Source organism: Paenibacillus tarimensis, assembly GCF_021532315.1.
Lineage (GTDB): Bacteria > Bacillota > Bacilli > Paenibacillales > Paenibacillaceae > Paenibacillus_I > Paenibacillus_I tarimensis.
This window is the reverse complement of record NZ_JAKGAO010000004.1, coordinates 597,813-614,474: the sequence shown is the minus strand read 5'-3', so window position 1 is coordinate 614,474 and position 16,662 is coordinate 597,813. Positions and strand designations below refer to the sequence as shown.

The window sequence follows — 16,662 nt, the reverse complement described above, 5'->3', positions numbered from 1 at the left end:
GATTTATTTTATTAGATATTATGGATTACTTGCCAAAGAAATTTCTGCATACATGCAAAATCCCCTCGGCGTAAGGATAAGTGGCAATGTTGTGGTAGCAGGACTTTGCCTCTGCCGTTGCGTTCTGGAGAAGATATCCATGGGCAACCGTCCGAAGCATCTCGATGTCATTACCACTATCACCAAAGGCCAATGTTTTGGACTGAGGCACCTGATTATAATCGACTAAGAATTGCACAGCCGCTTTCTTTCCAGTTCCTGCGGGGATAAAATCAACATCATAGGCGTTCTCCGGATCACCCGCCTTGGGGTTGCAGCTGTTGATATTAATTCCGATGCCTTGATTGGCTGCCAGGTGCCTGATGATACTTAGATCATATTGGGTGCGGGCTGCTAATACCGGATAATAATAGTAGTTCATTTTATATCCGGATTGACCAAATTGAGTCTGTTCGTGAAGGATAATGTTATAGGTTAATTTTAACTCGCTAATTAAATCTTCTACATCTCTTCGAGAGAATCCGGATTCCCTTATAATCTTGGCCCATGAAGGAATAGTGACCAGTTGACCGTCAGGCCGGGCTTCCCACATCTCAGTACCGAGATTGCTCGCTATATAATGGGGAAGCTGCGTCATGCCGGCTATTTTCATCTTGGCTTGTATTTGCTGAACGCTGCTTCCGGTGACCCAAGCGATCTTAACATGATGATCTCTGGCAAGCTGCTGGAGGTAATGCTCCAGTTCGTACGCCTTGTTAAGCTGGTCAGGCAAACATTCATGCGGGTAATACGTTTCGTCAAAATCAAAAAATATCAGATATTCGGTTACAGCAGGGGTATAGACAACCTTCATGTGTGACCCTCCCAGAGTTTGTTAACGGTATCTTAGCAGCAGGGAACGTTCCCAGGTCAATACTTCATTAGATGAGGTGTTATCTTGCCCACCATAATTGATATTTCACGCATAAGCGGTCTCTCTAAGTCGACAGTATCCCGTGTGTTAAACGACCATCCGCATGTATCAGCTGAAAGCAGACAAAAAGTACTAGAAGCCATTAAGGAGCTGGGATATGTCCGCAACACTTATGGGGTTCAGCTGCGCCTGCAGGTCAGCCATCATATCGGCGTGCTTGTCCCGGATGTGGAGCATCCCTATTTCAGTCAGCTTGTTCGTGCATTAAGCCGAGCTTTGGGCTCAATAGGGTACCAGCTTGTCATCTATCAAACCGAATTATCCCGTGAGTATGAACGTGAGGTGTATGCCCGATTGTTACGCCGGGAAATGGATGCCGTAATCATTGCTCATTCCCATTTCTCAGAGAGAGAGATTAAAGAATATATAGGTTCTCACGTTGGGATCATATGCAACGTAGCGATGGACGGAGAGTTTCTCGATGCCTTTCGATTGGATGAAGAAGATGCGGTCTTGCAGGCGACAGCATATTTGCTGTCCAAGGGACGCCGTAATCTGGTTTTCTGTATGGATCACCTGACACCCTTGCAAGAGAAGAGATGGAACGGATTTCAACTGGCTCACGAGCAGTTCGGTCTTCCGTGTACCAAATCACAATGTTATACGGGCCTGGTGACGATGGAGGATGGTTATGCCTTGGGGGAACAATTATTTACTTCTGACCAATGGCCAGATGGAATAATAACGGGAAGTGACTTTGTAGCGACTGGTTTATTGAAAGCAGCAGAGCAGTGGGGGATATCTGTGCCTCAAGAACTGTCCGTCATCGGGTTTGATAACCATCCTGTGGGATTGATGACAACACCGGAATTAACCACGTTAACCAATTGTATTCCCGAAATGGTCCGGGATGTTACGGAATGCCTTACCCGGCGATTGAAGGGGATGCAATCTGCTCCTATAGCCAAAACCTACAAGAGTTCACTGATTATACGTAGTTCTACTTGAGAACAGAGAAGGGACACTCCAAAGGAGTCGGGCTGAACCTTCTTTTTATTTCCATATTATACTACTTGTGCTAGAATTAGCTTGGCTGATTGAGTAGTTAGATTTACTAGTTGTTTTCGTATTTGGGGACGAAGATTATTAGGCGTCCGTGTGAGAAAGTGGTGAAACGATGGGCATTTTTTGGAAAATGGGAGCCAAGAATTTCTCTGCTCAGTTACGGCAGACGCTGCTCACCGTATGCATTGGGTCAATCGGCGTCATTTTGATTTTCTCTTGTTATTTTGTCATTTCATCCATTACCTATAGTAAATCGCTATGGGAAGAGAAGCACTTTGGTGTGATTGGTACAGAGATTTATCCGCGTAACGGACTAGAGCTCACCGAGGCTCAGATTAAGAAGGTTAAGACCAGACTTCAAACCCGTAATATTGCCAGTCTTCCCTACATGTCTCAGGTGGTTTCTGTGCACAGTGGGAGTGATGCTGAAGCGAGGGAAGGCAACATCATTGCGTTGGGATTTGATTTTCAGAATGCCCGGGAAATAGAACCTAAGCAGCCGCTGTGGTCTGCGGATCCCCTGACATCAGAAGAAGCGATTGTATCAGTCCCGTTAGCACAGCGGCTGGGTCTCAGTGCCGGTGATACGATGGTTATCTCGTTTGCCGGGCAAGAAGTTCCTGTCATGATTCGTGATGTAGCAGAGGAACGCGGATTAACAGGTTTCCGCGGAACCATAAGGGCACAAGGGACCGTTATTATCTCGGATAAGCTTGCGCATCAGATATTCGGCGTTCCAGAAGCAAGCGCGCACAGTATGTTACTGGCGACGGACAAGATGTATTCTTCATTACCCGGCACTTCTTTCTTTACGGATCTCATTGAGAAACCAATCAAAAAAGAAGCGCTGTCCCATATGTCGATGGTGCAGAGTATTTTCACGCCTCCATTTTTGTTCTTTGTCGCTGTTTCGTTGTTCGCTGGAATCCTGCTGTTAGCGCAGTTATTTAATATTCTGAAAGAAAGGCGTAAATTTTATCTTGGCGTACTCCGGTCGCTTGGACTCAGCAGCCGCAAGTGCTTTGTCATCTACGTGAGTGAGTGTGCGTTATTGTGTGCGGTCGTTACCATCTCGGGCGTCGTCCTCGGGAATGTGCTCGGTTTCGGACTGTTGTCCGTGAATTTATTTTATATCGAACAATTACTGGAGAAGTATGCCGCTTACGCTTATCCAATCCAACCCCACGTAGATGTGACGGCAACAATCTGGATTGCGCTCACTATGTTTATCGTTTTCTTACTACTCGCTTGTTTTGTCGGGCGTTTCATTAAGCGCACGTCCATTCTGCATCTCATGGGCAAAGAGGATAATCGTGTTAATCCGGCTCGAAAGCGTGTTCTTAAAATCTTAGGTTCTCTCCTTGTCATCGTGGCCTTCATTTATTTCAATTATTTCGCCACAGAGAAGGTTACAGATGTCACTAGGCTTGATGCTAAAGTATTCGGTTCGATTATAAGCTGGCTTGTCGGAATTATTGCAACAGCTTATCTGATGTTTCTCTTTGTACCCTGGATGAAACGGGCATCCTCCTTGTTGCCGCACCGGTGGCTGGATCGTTTGGCTGTTACGTTAGGCACGCAGTATCCGCACATGCGGTTTAGTCGTTCTTTTGGCATCGTGTTATTGTTTACGGTATTATCCTGCTGTCTGATTGTGATGATAAGCTTCGCTTCCAATGTCGAAGATTACGCCGCTGTTAACAAGAGAGATTCTTTTATGACTGCCGGCGCCTATATGTCTTATGCCGATGAGCGGGAGAAAAATAAGATCACGGAAAGTATGAGTGAAGTGCAAGAAATCGTTCAAGGTGCCGCTTACATGGATACCTACCGAATATTCGTTTCATCCTCAGACAATGCACTTGCTCTTAACGAAGTAACCCCTCCTACAAATGATAACATATGGGCATTTTCGCAAGTGGTGTGGGGAAAGTGGCTAGGGGAAGGTTATGAACTGCCGCTCACCTCCCGTGCGCCGCAATTTCAGAGCGATGCAGAAGTATATCAGGCCTTGAGCGATCAAGCATCTGTTATTCTCGTAAGTGATACATTGAAGGGCACGTATCAAGCAGGCGACCAGGTTCCACTTCGTTTACTGAAAGGCGGAGGCAAAGAGAAGCACCTGATTGGAGAGGAAATGGTCACGATAGCGGGAACGTTCGCCATTGGTGATGATAACCGTTTCTATGGCAGCGTATTTATAGTGACTGACGAACTCTACAATAAATATAGTACTAACGGCGCTTATAAGTGGCCTGGGGACCCCAAAGGCTATGCGCTGTTACAGTTGACTGATACAGGTGTGCCGGCGGCAGATCCCATCAAGACACTGAAATACCATTTCACCAAAACAGCTGGTGTTACGGTGAGTACACCAGGCGAGGACCAGGCAATCATTACGATGATCGTTAAAGCTGAATTCACGCTGTTCTCTTATATTATGTCATTCATGATGCTAATGGCCTTGCTCGGCATGTATGTGATTCAAATCCGGTCTGTACAGGAGCGGGTTCCCCATATGGTTATGTTATGGCAGATGGGGGTAAGTCAAAAGTCGCTGAGACAGATTTTTATCGTAGAGGGTTGTCTGATTGGGGTCGTCGGGTTGATTAGCGGTGTTATAGTCGGAAGGCTCGGTTCGGAAATGCTGATGCGTCTGGCGTGGATGGGGGTGGATTTCTCGTTCCCTTATCTGAAAGTGACCGGTCTCATCATCGGGCTGCTGATCTTCATCTGGTTGTTCAACCGATTCAGCACAGCCGGTTTAAGACGTATAAAGACCAGTCGGACAGAGTAACATGGTGGAGCGGGACTGATGGAACATACAGGTATCAGATGCACAATACTATGAAGCGTTTGCTGCGTATGCGGCAAGGAGGTTCCTAGAAAATGATTGCAGCCAAAGGCGTTCGTAAGAACTATGGCATGGAAGCGACTACCCACACAGTCGCCTTACAAGGGGTAGATTTACATATCCATAAGGGCGAAATGGTGAGCATTATGGGGCCATCTGGTTGCGGCAAGTCCACATTGCTTTATACGCTGTCAGGGATTGAGCCAGCAGACAGCGGTGAGATTTGGTTCGACCAGCAAGCAATACACCAAATGAGGGAAAAAGATGTCTCCACGCTCAGATTGACGTCGATGGGTTTTGTCTATCAGCAGTACAATCTGATTCCCGTGTTGAATGTCCTTGATAATGTGGCATTGCCGCTTATTAGTCAGGGTGCTAAGACGTCAGTTGCCCACAAGGCTGCAAAGGCGGCACTTGAAGATGTCATGCTAACGGATAAGTTGAAGGCTATGCCGCATGAGCTGTCCGGAGGACAAGCCCAGCGGGTTGCAATTGCCCGCGCGATTGTCCATAATCCTCGCGTCATCTGGGCTGATGAGCCTACTGGAGCGTTGGATACTGTGACATCGGAGGCGATCGTAACCTTGCTGCGCAATATAAACACAGACAAGCAGGTGACCATCGTGATCGTCACGCATGACCCGATCGTTGCATCAGCAACTGACCGTGTAATCCGTATGAAAGACGGAAGACTAATGGATTCTGTTGAGCACAGCACGACAGGGTAGAGGGAGCAGTCGAGTGATAAGCCAGTAACACTATAAGAACCTGCGATAGTGCAGGAATTTTCCCGCTAAATCTCCACATGCAGCTAAATACCTGCGTTTGTGCAGGTATTTAGCGTGGGGCGCTCTGTTACTGAGGAGATCTTCCGAAGAACCTGCACATTTGCAGGTTCTTTTAATTACGCCTCCAAGAGAGGTTAAAAACCTGCATGTTCGCAGGTTTTTTTTGGTAATGGCAAGACGATCTTATGGCTGCGCTTGAGGGTGCAATCATACTCAGGCATTCCATATGGGAGGGACAGTACCCGAACGGATACCTCTCGTCCGTCAAAAGTAACCGAACGAGGAATAGTCGCGATGTACCTCCCTTTGTTAAAATTCGTTATGAGGCCACGGAAGGACTCAGTCAGAGAATGGAGTGGTTCAATCATTACGCCGGTTAGAACATCATTTCTTAGCAACTTACGCATCTATACCGGGTTAATGGAGGATTGGCGGATGTTAATGGTTATAGATTTTGGTGAGTAAACAGCGTAAGTTGGCATGACTCAATGGGAGGGGAAGTATGTGATCAGATGTCTGATATTTGATCTCGACGGTACGATCGGAAATACGTTGCCTCTGTGCATCGCCGCTTTTAAGATGGCGATCGAACCGCTAGCTGGCAGAGAGCTGAGCGACCAAGAAATTATTGATACATTCGGTCCTTCCGAAGAAGGGACAGTAAGAGCGTTACTGCCCAGTCATTACGATAGGGGAATCGAGAGTTACTTGCATCATTATCGAAGAATGCATGCGATGTGCAACGCTCCGTTCAAGGGCATCGAGGAGGTGCTCGCATACGCTAAGCAACGAAATGTTCGTTTAGCGTTGGTAACCGGGAAGGGCAGCCGAAGCACCGATATAACGCTGGAGCAGTTCAGGCTGCGATCCTATTTTGAGGCCATAGAAACCGGATCTCCGATGGGTCCCCGCAAAGTTCAAGGCATTCAAAATGTATTGCTCCAGCTTGGGGTCGATGCGTCGGAATGCTTGTATATCGGCGATGCACCAAGCGATATAACGGCATCTAGAGCAGCCGGTGTCTCAGTGGCGTCCGCCGCCTGGGCAGAAACCGCCGATGCGGAGCTGCTGCGGAGTTTAGATCCCGACGAGCTGTTTACGACGGTAGACCAGTTTAAGATATATATTGAGCGGATGGTCTGAAGAGGTACAAACCCAACGGCCGGATAAACGCTTTAGGAGGACCGAATCATGTTACACGCAAACATCGTGCCGTACCGGGAACAAGACCATGATGCTTTAGTGGAAATTTGGCGGCGGGCAGTCATACATACTCACACTTTTCTTACGACGGAAGATATCCAATTCTATGACGAGATTGTTCGAAGCGGAGCCTTGCGAGAAGTCGAGATTTGGGTAGAACGGTACAAAGAGATACCCATCGGGTTCATCGGACTGAACGGAACCAAGATTGAAATGTTGTTCGTTGCACCCGATTTTCACGGAAAGGGCGTTGGAACCCGGTTATTTCATCATGTGAAACAGCTAAAAGGGGAGAAGCTACAAGTCGATGTGAACGAACAAAACGAAGGCGCGTATTTGTTTTACAAAAAGCTTGGTTTTGTTCAAGTCAGGCGGTCGGAGCTTGACCCGTCGGGCCGCGCTCATCCCTTGCTGCACTTAGAGTTATGAGGCGGTCTGGACCTGTTCCTTTAAGGGGGCTCCGAACAAAAGGAAAATCAAGAAGGAAGATGTCAGGTGACAAGAACATTATCTCAGTAATGGCCGCGTAGATCGCGGCTATTTGCGTTAACGACCGGCGCGATCGCTCTGCTGTTGCCCCTGAGCAACTTGTACTGACGCTACTGTTCATGCCGTCGCTCACGAGGCTTCGTGCTGTCACATAACCTGAATCCGTGATATGAGTTACTAGAAAAACAAGCTATTGGAAGGAAATCACATCTCTGGTGGCGAAAAGTTAAGGTAATCGATGATTACCTACTTTCACCTGTGAGGTGTTAATAATGAAGATCCAGTTCACCCAGTCTAAGGAAATTCTCTTAACGACGCATGCAGGTCTGGCCTCGATCGGTGCGTTGCTTTCCCATACTCAACTTCCCCAGCGTCTGAATCGATCCCTTGTTAAAGGAATGGAGAATCCGATTCACGGAAACGGCGATGTTATGAAGAGTTACCTGGGCCTTCTCTGCCAAGGCAAAAGCGATTTTGATCATATTGAGCCCTTCCGCAAAGACCCTGTATTTTCAAACATGCCTTGGTGTCCGTAAGGTGCCATCGAGTCCCACGCTTCGTCAGCGTCTGGATGCGGCTGCTCAAACGATGGACGCCAATTGGAATGAGATTCTGCTGCAGGAATCTGCCCACCTGATTCGTAACGTGAACGCGCCGGTAACCGGCGTCGCCGCTGGCGAGCATACTCTTATCCCCCTAGATATTGACGTATCCCCTTTTGACAATTCCGGCACGAACAAAGATGGTGTCTCACTGACCTACAAAGGGACATTCGGCTATGCGCCGATCTTCGCCTACCTGGCTCAGGAGGGATACGGCGTAAATGTACAGCTTCGGGAGGGCAGTACACACAGCCAGAAGGATGGGGCTGACTTTCTGCGAGAAAGCATCCATTACGCCCGTCGCATGACGAGTGAACGCCTTCTCGTCCGGATGGATTCCGCCCATGATAGCTTGGAGAATCTGCAGGTTAGTCACGCCGAAACGGATGTCGACTATATCATTAAAGTCAATCTGCGAGGTGCATCCAAGGACAGCTGGCTGCGCATCGCTGAAGACAAGGGAATCCTCTGTGAGCAGCGCCCCGGCAAAACCGAATATGTTGGCGCCATCGTCTTCCCGCAGAAAGGCTTTGACTGCAATTTGCGGCAAGTGTTTCGAGTCATTGTACGCACGATCGACCGTGACGGACAGCTGCTCCTGCTCCCGGAAGTGGAAGTTAACGTCTACTGGACATCCCTTACCTGCTCACCATGGCGTGTCATTGAGCTTTACCGCGATCACGGTACAAGCGAAAAATTTCATAGCGAACTCAAAACAGATCTGGAGCGTTTGCCCGCTGGTAAATTTGACACCAATGATCTGATTTTACATGCGGGGCTGTTCGCGTATAACCTTCTGCGCATCATGGGTCAGGAAAGCCTGCGTGAAGACGATGCGCCGATTCGCGGACAGGTGAAACGCCGCCGCATCCGCACGGTCATTCAGAATATTATCTATATTGCGGCCAGGGTAAGCCGTCATGCGCGGCAGACTTCGTTTAACTTCGGTCAGTATAGCCCCTGGCTTAACACCGTACGACGAATTTACCAAGCATTTGCTTGATTCACGTCTTTTGCATAGCCAGCATCATTCAAGATTCCCGTCTTGCCTGTAAAAAGCAGGGCTTCTTAAGCGTGCCTGGATAAGACATTCCTGCCGTTCCAACGAGGTTCTACGATGTTCAATTGAAAGAAGAGGAGGTCATGAATATCTTTATCCATAAATTGTGTCTGTTGGAAGTGTGAAGAGCTCGTTTATCACGGATTCAGGTCGGGCTGAACCTTCTTTTATTTCCATATTATACTACTTGTGCTAGAATTAGCTTGACTGATTGAGTAGTTAGATTTGCAATTTGTGTTTGTATTAAAGGGACGAAGATTATTAGGCGTCGTGTGAGAAAGTGGTGAAACGATGGGCATTTTTTGGAAAATGGGAGCCAAGAATTTCTCTGCTCAGTTACGGCAGACGCTGCTCACCGTATGCATTGGGTCAATCGGCGTCATTTTGATTTTCTCTTGTTATTTTGTCATTTCATCCATTACCTATAGTAAATCGCTATGGGAAGAGAAGCACTTTGGTGTGATTGGTACAGAGATTTATCCGCGTAACGGACTAGAGCTCACCGAGGCTCAGATTAAAAAAGTTAAGATGAGACTTCAAACCCGTAATATTGCCAGTCTTCCCTACATGTCTCAGGTGGTTTCTGTGCACAGCTGGAGTGATGCTGAAGCGAGGGAAGGCAGCATCGTTGCGTTGGGATTTGATTTTCAACATGCCCTAGGATTAGAACCGCAGCAGCCGCTATGGTCTACGGATCCCCTAACAACAGCAGAAGCGATTGTATCGGTCCCGTAAGCACGGCGGCTGGGTCTCAGTGCCGGTGATACGATGGTAATCTCGTTTACCGGGCAAGAAGTGCCAGTCACGATTCGTGATGTAGCAGAGGAGAGCGGATTAACAGGTTTTCGCGGAACCTTGCGGGCACAAGGGACCGTTATTATCTCGGATAAGCTTGCGCATCAGATATTCGGCGTTCCAGAAGCAAGCGCGCACAGTATGTTACTGGCGACGGACAAGATGTATTCATCACTGCCAGGCAGTTCCTTCTTTACAGATCTCATTGAGAAAAATCAAGGTGCGGAGCATGGGAAGTGTCTCGAAAAAAAACAAATAACGCCCTTCCGACTTCCTGTTGGGATGCGAAAGGGCTGAAACCGAACATTAAAGGGGTTTTATAGAAGGAAATGGAAGTTATAGTGCGCGAGTAATTGATTTGTAATATATTGATAAGTTGGGCAAAGGATGTTGCGTAGGATGAGTTTTCAGGTAAGAATGCTGCTGATGATGTCTGTCATCGTCATATTGTCCAATATATTATTATTTTACATGCTATCGACCTCTTCCCATAAGCTCGTCGAGGCTACACTCGGGGCGCAGACCAGGCAAATCGCGCTTTCCATTGTGAAGCGAATCGATATGGAGAAGCTTAGGCGCGTGACGGAACTAACCGCTGCAATACAAGCCGCCAACCAAAGCAATAACGCCGTATTGGAGATGCAGGAATACAAGGAATTACGGCGTCAGCTCTCGATTATCAAGAAGCGTTACGGGCTTACCTATCTATTTACAATGGCGGAGAATGCTAAGGGGCAATTCATGTACGTCGTCGACGGCTTCCCATTGAACCATGAAGGATCAGAGGTCTCGCTGCCAGCGCATGTCGAGCGAACATATTACCGGGATCTGGAAGAAGCCTTCAAGTATAGAAAAATCACGGTTAGCGGGCTGACCTACTCGGAAAAATGGGGGGCCAACGTCTCGACATTCGTGCCGCTGTTCGACAGCCGCAATGCCTTTATCGGGGTGCTCGGCGTCGACATGGACGGAACCGAAATTCATCGTCTGTTCACCGCAAATCAGCACAGAACGATCGCCATCTCAATCACGTTCATCTTGCTCGGCTTGCTTGCGACTTATTTCATGACACGATATCTGGTCTCCCCCTTGCAACAACTGGTCAGGAAAATTCATCAGGTCAAGGAAGGGGACCTGCGCACGGAGGCGGTTTCCGGGCGAAAGGACGAAATCGGTCAGCTGACGCGCGCCTTTAACGAAATGGTCTCCGTGTTCTACTACAATGAGTTGAAGAAACGAAACGAGGACTTACATAAGAACAATCAATTCCTTCTGCAAATCAACCAGGTTAAAGATGAATTTCTAGCCAGTACGTCCCATGAATTACGCACACCGCTAAACGGCATCATCGGTCTGTGTGAATCCATCCTAGGCAAGGCGGGCGAACAGCTCTCCGAGCGAACCTTCCAGAATATCAAAATGATATTATCTTCTGCCAAACGACTAAGCGGGCTTATTCAAGATTTGCTGGATTACACACGATTAAGAAAACGCAGCATCGAGCTGCATCCGCACCCCGTAGATGTTTCCCGGACTGTCCGTGAAGTCGCTGATGTGCTCCGAGTCTTGGCCAAGGCCAACGTAGAAATTGTCGATCATATCTCAAGTCCGCTATGGGTGATGGCAGAAAATAAGCGGCTGGAGCAGATTCTGTACAATTTGATGGGCAATGCTGTTAAATATACACCGGAGGGCGAGGTTGTCATCGAGGCTAGACAGAAGGGCGATGTGATCGAGATTGCCGTACGCGACTCGGGGATCGGGATTCCGGAGGAAAGTTTGGATCGGATCTTTCATGCTTATGAACAAGCGGGCTATGAAGGCAAACAGAAGGTAGCGGGCACCGGTTTAGGGCTGTTCATAACGAAATATTTGATCGAATTGCAGGGCGGCTCGATCTCCTGCTCCTCCGTTCCGGGCAGCGGGACGACCTTTAGATTTACGCTGCCGGCGGCTGCGGAACCTTGCTCGAGCTCACTTGTCGAGCAGGGTGCAGAACCGGCATACAGACAAGAAGCGGCACCAGCGCTGGAGGAGCGAAGGACGACCCCGATTGAAAGGGAGACCGAAATCCTGATCGTCGAAGATGACCCGGTGAATGTGCAGGTTATACGGGAGTATCTGTCAGTCAGAAGATGGAACCTTACCGTAGTAGAAACCGGGAAAGAGGCGCTGGAGCGGGCAGCCAGTCAACAGTTCCACCTCATTCTGCTGGATATCCAGCTGTTGGACATTACCGGGTACGATGTGTGTCGCGCGATTCGGAAGACATTCTCCGAGAGCGAGCTGCCCATTCTCTTGCTTACTACCAAGAATGAAATGCCCGCAATTCTGGAAGGCTTCCGCAGCGGCGCGAACGATTATTTGATCAAACCGTTGAGCAGGGAAGAGCTTCTAGTCCGAATGGATACGCAGCTCACGATTGTCCAATCCGCGCGGGAGCTCACGCTACTGAAGGAGGCGGTTCAGACGAGTACCTCGTATATCCACCATGCGATAAAAAACGATTTGGGCGTGCTCGGTCTATTCGCGGATAAAATAAGCGATTACGCGAGCGACCACGATTTTGATTCCCTTCAACGGGATGCGCTTGTCATGCGCAGGAAAATCGAGCATGCGATGGGGATACTGAAACGGGTCAATCATATGACATCGGATATCGTATTACGCAAGCAGAAGCTCGATTTGATAGAGACGATTGAACAGGCCGTCGCTTCCTGCAGGGAACAGGCACCGGACGTTAATATTCAGACTGCTTATCGTCCTACGACGTTATTGCTCGCTTACGACCCCGTTCATATCGAGGAGGCGCTGCACAATATCCTGCAGAATTCGATCGAAGAAATGAAGGAAAGCGGGGGTAGAATCGACGTGGAACTGGTGCAGGAGGGCGCCACGGTCAAGATTACGGTTACCGACAACGGTCCGGGCATCGCTCGCGAGCACCTGCCTTATATTAAGCAGCTTTATTTCTCGACCAAACGCAGAGGAAGCAACTTTGGACTTGGCTTATTTTATTGCGAGAACATCATGCATGCGCACGGGGGCGCGCTTGAAATTGTCAGCACGGAAGGTGTAGGGACAACTGTTTATCTGTATTTATCTATAACAAGGGAGTGATTGAAATTGACGATCCGGGTGTTATTGATCGAGGATGATCCGGATTGGGTTGAGGGAATCAAGTGGATCATCGGCAAAACGACTGATATTCTGCTGGTGGCTGCGATCCCTTCTCCAGAGGTCGCTTTGCAGATGATTCCGCATCTCGAAGTGGACGTCATTCTTCTTGACATTATGTTTAACCATACCATCGACGGGCTTCATGCGATTAATGAGCTGCTGGAAGGCAACCGCGAGCGGAAGATCGTGATGCTCTCTTCACTCGATGACGAGAAGGTGATTTGGGATGCCTACTTATTCGGAGCGATAAACTACATTGTGAAGTCCACGGATTACCAAACGATTCCCCAAGCCATCCGTGATGCTCATAACGGATGCGCCGCGATCCACGCTTCTTCCGCGGAAGCGATCCGCAGCCAATTTAAGCAATTAAGGCAGGAGCAAGCTCGAAAGCTGCTAACGCCCCAAGAGAGGCGGATACTCTCCTATGTTCATCTCGGCAAAACGACAGCCGAGATTTGCCGCATTCTGTGCGTGGAAGAGAAAACGATCGATAATCACATTACGAACATCAATCGCAAGCTGCAGGTGAAAAACCGCAGACAGGCCGCCCAGATCGCCTTGAAGAAAGGACTGCTGTTGTTTGAAGACATCCCATCCCAGATCTAGCAAACAAGCGCGAATCTCCCAGATCCATTTAGGAGGTTCTCACTTGTTTGCCTAAGAGGAAATCGGAGTTGTCCCTAGCCATGCCCGAATCAAAAACATGGATAACCTTCCGGCTGCGTCTCCGGTAATATTAGGAATGCAAGGCAGTTCATAGGAAGGGTGGTGAATAGCATGACATTGAAAGCGGGTCTCGTCAAGGAATACGGCACGTTCATGAATATCACGCTTGCGAAGAAAAGCAAGCCGGGCGATGGCAAATTCGGCAGAGGCAAGAAGGGCTAATTTACTTATTATGTACGAGGGAGTGGACATTCAACCACTCTCTCATTTCCCATTCTAGGGTAGGTGAGGGTTTAAGATGTTATTAGGCCAGAGAGAAGAAGTCTACACGACAGATCTAGGGGACGAAATTGTTCTGCTGGATATGAACAATGGCGCATACTTCGGACTGGAAGGGGCGACGATGGCGCTATGGCAGGAGCTCGGAGATGGGCCTAAGCACGCTTCGGTGATTCTTGCCCGCTGGCGGCAGATTTATGAGCATCCGTCCGAGACGCTAGAAGTGCTGCTTCAAGAAGCAATTGCCCATCTGCGGCAGAAAGACCTGATCTCGGTGTCCGCGTATGAGGAGTAATTTTTTTCGCAAAATGGCTCCTAACGAATGCTATACGCCGCTCATTCATGCCATGATTCGCGCTATGCTGCAGGAGGAAGAATTCTCCTCTGCTTACCGCAAGCTGGGTATCCAGCTGTTCCCCTTGTACGAGAGCGCAGCGCGGCGTAAGACGACACCTCCTTCATACAAGGAGTTATACGAAATCGGACGCGCTTTCATCAGCATGGATGAGGAAGATCAACTGGTCGCGACCTGCGTTTCGGTGGCAGTAACGATGCAAGCGCTTCTGTTCTGCAACGGGGTAGATGCGGAACTGCTGATCGGCCTGAAGAAGATTGACGAGAAGCTGTTCGCTCATGCCTGGGTACGAATGCCTGACGGTCAAATGCTCGACCCGCAAGAAAAGTATGGCGACCTGCACATCACCAAGGTCCTTCGATTGAAAGAGCAAGCGGAAAGGTGGGCCCTATCGATCCCATGAAAATATGGACCGCTCTGCATGGCGGGACGGAGAGGGATTGGAGCTGCTGGACAAGCTGTCTGTCCGATTGGCTGCAGCCGACGATGACCCGTCATGCCAATTACAATGACGATCGCTTTCACATGGCCGAATTCACCTATCGGTACGAAACGCGTCGAACCGGAAAGCCGTCAGCCGAGCAGCTGCAGGCGCCGATTGCGCTCGACGGTTGGATAAGGCTGCCGTCACAGCCGAAGCTGTTGGAGCCGCTGGCGCCGCATGACCGGGCGCTTCTGCATCGCGAGATGACCGATGATCCCCGTAAAATGCTGCGCGGATGTCACGGCGATTTTACAACCGTGGCTTGGGATTCCTACCGTAATCAGGTATACATAGCGAATGATTTGTATGGAACAAGGCCGATCTATTATTGGATCAGCCCAACGGGTGAATTGTATGTTTCGAATGATTTACGCGCCTTGCTGCACGCGGAGGCGGTGCCATTCGAGATCGATCTTGATCGCTGCCTCTCTTACTTGACCACGCAATATTCGATCGGGGAGAACAGCTTTGACGACAGTACCTTCTTCCAGGAAATTCGGAAGCTTCCTTCCGCAAGTATCGCGAGATGGGAAGAACGGCAGCTTCAGATTCAATCTTATTGGGGAATTAATGATCTGGTTCAGCTTCCCCTTCTTCAAGCGGATGCCATTCCCCAGTTCCGGGAACGCATGATCGAATCGGTCAACGACCGATTGCACCATTCCAAAACGATTGTCGAGGTAAGCGGCGGACTCGATTCCGCCAACGTGCTCGCTGCGGCGATCGCGGGGGGACGTGCGGATAAAATCATTAATGTGAACATCTCGTTCAAAGGCGAGGATATGGTGCAAAGCAATGACCGGGATGTGGTGAGAAAGCTCTACAACGATTTGGGCATACCGGGCATTATTATATTGGGCGATCAAACGCTTCAAATTTCCAACGCAGAGCTGGGCCGTGACCCGTTATGGTATTTGGATGGGCCTGACCCTAGAGCGAATGTATTGATCAACGAAACCTATAATGCCATTGCCAACGAATTCGACACCGATGCAGGCCTCACGGGCGAAGGCGGCGACTTTCTCTTTACGGGAGAGCGCTATGTATTGGATTCGCTGCTGCGCCAGCGGAAGTTCTCTGTTTTCAAATCAGCGCTGTGGAGTTGGTCCGACCGACGGCTGGGCAAAGCGCTGAAGCTCGGTCTCACCTATGGGATCGCACCGCTCGTTCCAATCGTGAATGACATTATGTACGCGAAACTTGCCTGGTCAGATACGGAATATCCTATGCCGGAGTATTTCACGGCGAAGCATTTGGCTCGTGAGAGCCAGGCCAAACAGTCGGAGCATACCAGATACAAGGAGAGCAAGCCGCTCGCTAGCTGGGGGAGAAGATATCACTACGACTATACCTGGCCAAGAGCCAGTTACCTGGATGCGGTCGGCGTGTCGATGCAGAATATGCATCCCTTCTTCGACAAGCGAATTATCGAGCTTTCGTTCTCTGTTCCAACGGAACAGCATTACGATATCGATCGTGCCAAGATCGAGCTTTATTACGGCACTAAAATGCTGCTCCGCAAAGCTTTTGTGGATATACTTCCACGTTATCTGTATGATCGAGTTACAAAGACGACGTATGCGCACATGGCGCGGAAAAGTCTGCTGAACGAGCGAAGAAATTTGCTTCAGCTCTTCGATCGGTCCGAAGATATCCAGCTTCATCACTTGGAGGTCATCGACAAGCAAAAGTTCTGGGACCATCTGGTCAGCACGCTGATCCGATCCGATGACAGCAACAACGATCTGGGCATGTCCTATCAATTTCTGCGCATGGTTATCGATATGGAAATCTGGCTGCGCGAGATGGCCATGGGGCGACATTATGTCCTGGAACGAGCAAGGCCGGGCAATCCGCGTTTGCTTGCTGAACTGGAGACCGTAGGCGATCCGGGCCTGCGCATCGGATGCACCAAATAATGACGGA

At 49.1% G+C, this 16,662-nt stretch carries 14 protein-coding genes and 1 pseudogene; 14 read left to right on the top strand and 1 reads right to left on the bottom strand.

Annotated features, from left to right (window positions below; all coding sequences use genetic code 11):
• Positions 1-25 precede the first annotated feature (25 nt).
• Positions 26-853, bottom strand: a complete 828-nt coding sequence (locus L1N82_RS04145) for an HAD-IIB family hydrolase (RefSeq protein WP_235286090.1) — start codon at positions 851-853, stop codon at positions 26-28.
• A gap of 84 nt (positions 854-937) precedes the next feature.
• On the opposite strand from L1N82_RS04145, the gene L1N82_RS04140 reads away from it, so the two are divergent.
• From L1N82_RS04140 to L1N82_RS04080, 14 genes and pseudogenes are all read left to right on the top strand, one after another.
• A complete protein-coding gene (locus tag L1N82_RS04140; RefSeq protein ID WP_235286089.1) occupies positions 938-1,921 on the top strand; it encodes a LacI family DNA-binding transcriptional regulator in 984 nt (327 codons plus the stop codon).
• 187 nt (positions 1,922-2,108) lie between these two features.
• Positions 2,109-4,775: an ABC transporter permease gene (locus L1N82_RS04135; protein WP_235286088.1), complete on the top strand. Its 2,667-nt coding sequence runs from the start codon at positions 2,109-2,111 to the stop codon at positions 4,773-4,775.
• A gap of 92 nt (positions 4,776-4,867) precedes the next feature.
• Positions 4,868-5,560, top strand: a complete 693-nt coding sequence (locus L1N82_RS04130; protein WP_235286087.1) for an ABC transporter ATP-binding protein — start codon at positions 4,868-4,870, stop codon at positions 5,558-5,560.
• 564 nt (positions 5,561-6,124) lie between these two features.
• Positions 6,125-6,763 carry an HAD family hydrolase gene (locus L1N82_RS04125; protein WP_235286086.1) on the top strand — a complete coding sequence of 213 codons (639 nt, stop codon included), beginning with the start codon at positions 6,125-6,127 and terminating at the stop codon, positions 6,761-6,763.
• A 48-nt stretch (positions 6,764-6,811) separates the two neighbouring features.
• A complete protein-coding gene (locus tag L1N82_RS04120; RefSeq protein ID WP_235286085.1) occupies positions 6,812-7,252 on the top strand; it encodes a GNAT family N-acetyltransferase in 441 nt (146 codons plus the stop codon).
• A gap of 332 nt (positions 7,253-7,584) precedes the next feature.
• Positions 7,585-8,917: pseudogene (locus L1N82_RS04115) on the top strand (IS1380 family transposase).
• Between the two features lie 348 nt (positions 8,918-9,265).
• Entirely contained in the window at positions 9,266-9,709 is a 444-nt protein-coding gene (locus L1N82_RS04110; RefSeq protein ID WP_235286083.1) for a hypothetical protein, read from the top strand.
• Positions 9,710-9,742: 33 nt separating this feature from the next.
• The gene (locus L1N82_RS04105; protein WP_235286082.1) at positions 9,743-10,066 is read left to right on the top strand and encodes a hypothetical protein; all 324 of its coding nucleotides are present in this window, start codon (positions 9,743-9,745) and stop codon (positions 10,064-10,066) included.
• A 102-nt stretch (positions 10,067-10,168) separates the two neighbouring features.
• Positions 10,169-12,889: an ATP-binding protein gene (locus L1N82_RS04100; protein ID WP_235286080.1), complete on the top strand. Its 2,721-nt coding sequence runs from the start codon at positions 10,169-10,171 to the stop codon at positions 12,887-12,889.
• 6 nt (positions 12,890-12,895) lie between these two features.
• Positions 12,896-13,558 carry a response regulator transcription factor gene (locus tag L1N82_RS04095; protein ID WP_235286079.1) on the top strand — a complete coding sequence of 221 codons (663 nt, stop codon included), beginning with the start codon at positions 12,896-12,898 and terminating at the stop codon, positions 13,556-13,558.
• 171 nt (positions 13,559-13,729) lie between these two features.
• A complete protein-coding gene (locus L1N82_RS23650; protein ID WP_456238738.1) occupies positions 13,730-13,840 on the top strand; it encodes a lariocidin family lasso peptide in 111 nt (36 codons plus the stop codon).
• A gap of 76 nt (positions 13,841-13,916) precedes the next feature.
• Positions 13,917-14,192: a PqqD family protein gene (locus tag L1N82_RS04090; protein WP_235286078.1), complete on the top strand. Its 276-nt coding sequence runs from the start codon at positions 13,917-13,919 to the stop codon at positions 14,190-14,192.
• A complete protein-coding gene (locus L1N82_RS04085; protein WP_235286076.1) occupies positions 14,182-14,655 on the top strand; it encodes a lasso peptide biosynthesis B2 protein in 474 nt (157 codons plus the stop codon). Before L1N82_RS04090 ends, L1N82_RS04085 begins: the two co-directional genes overlap by 11 nt.
• The gene (locus L1N82_RS04080; RefSeq protein ID WP_235286075.1) at positions 14,652-16,655 is read left to right on the top strand and encodes an asparagine synthase-related protein; all 2,004 of its coding nucleotides are present in this window, start codon (positions 14,652-14,654) and stop codon (positions 16,653-16,655) included. Before L1N82_RS04085 ends, L1N82_RS04080 begins: the two co-directional genes overlap by 4 nt.
• Positions 16,656-16,662: the final 7 nt, after the last annotated feature.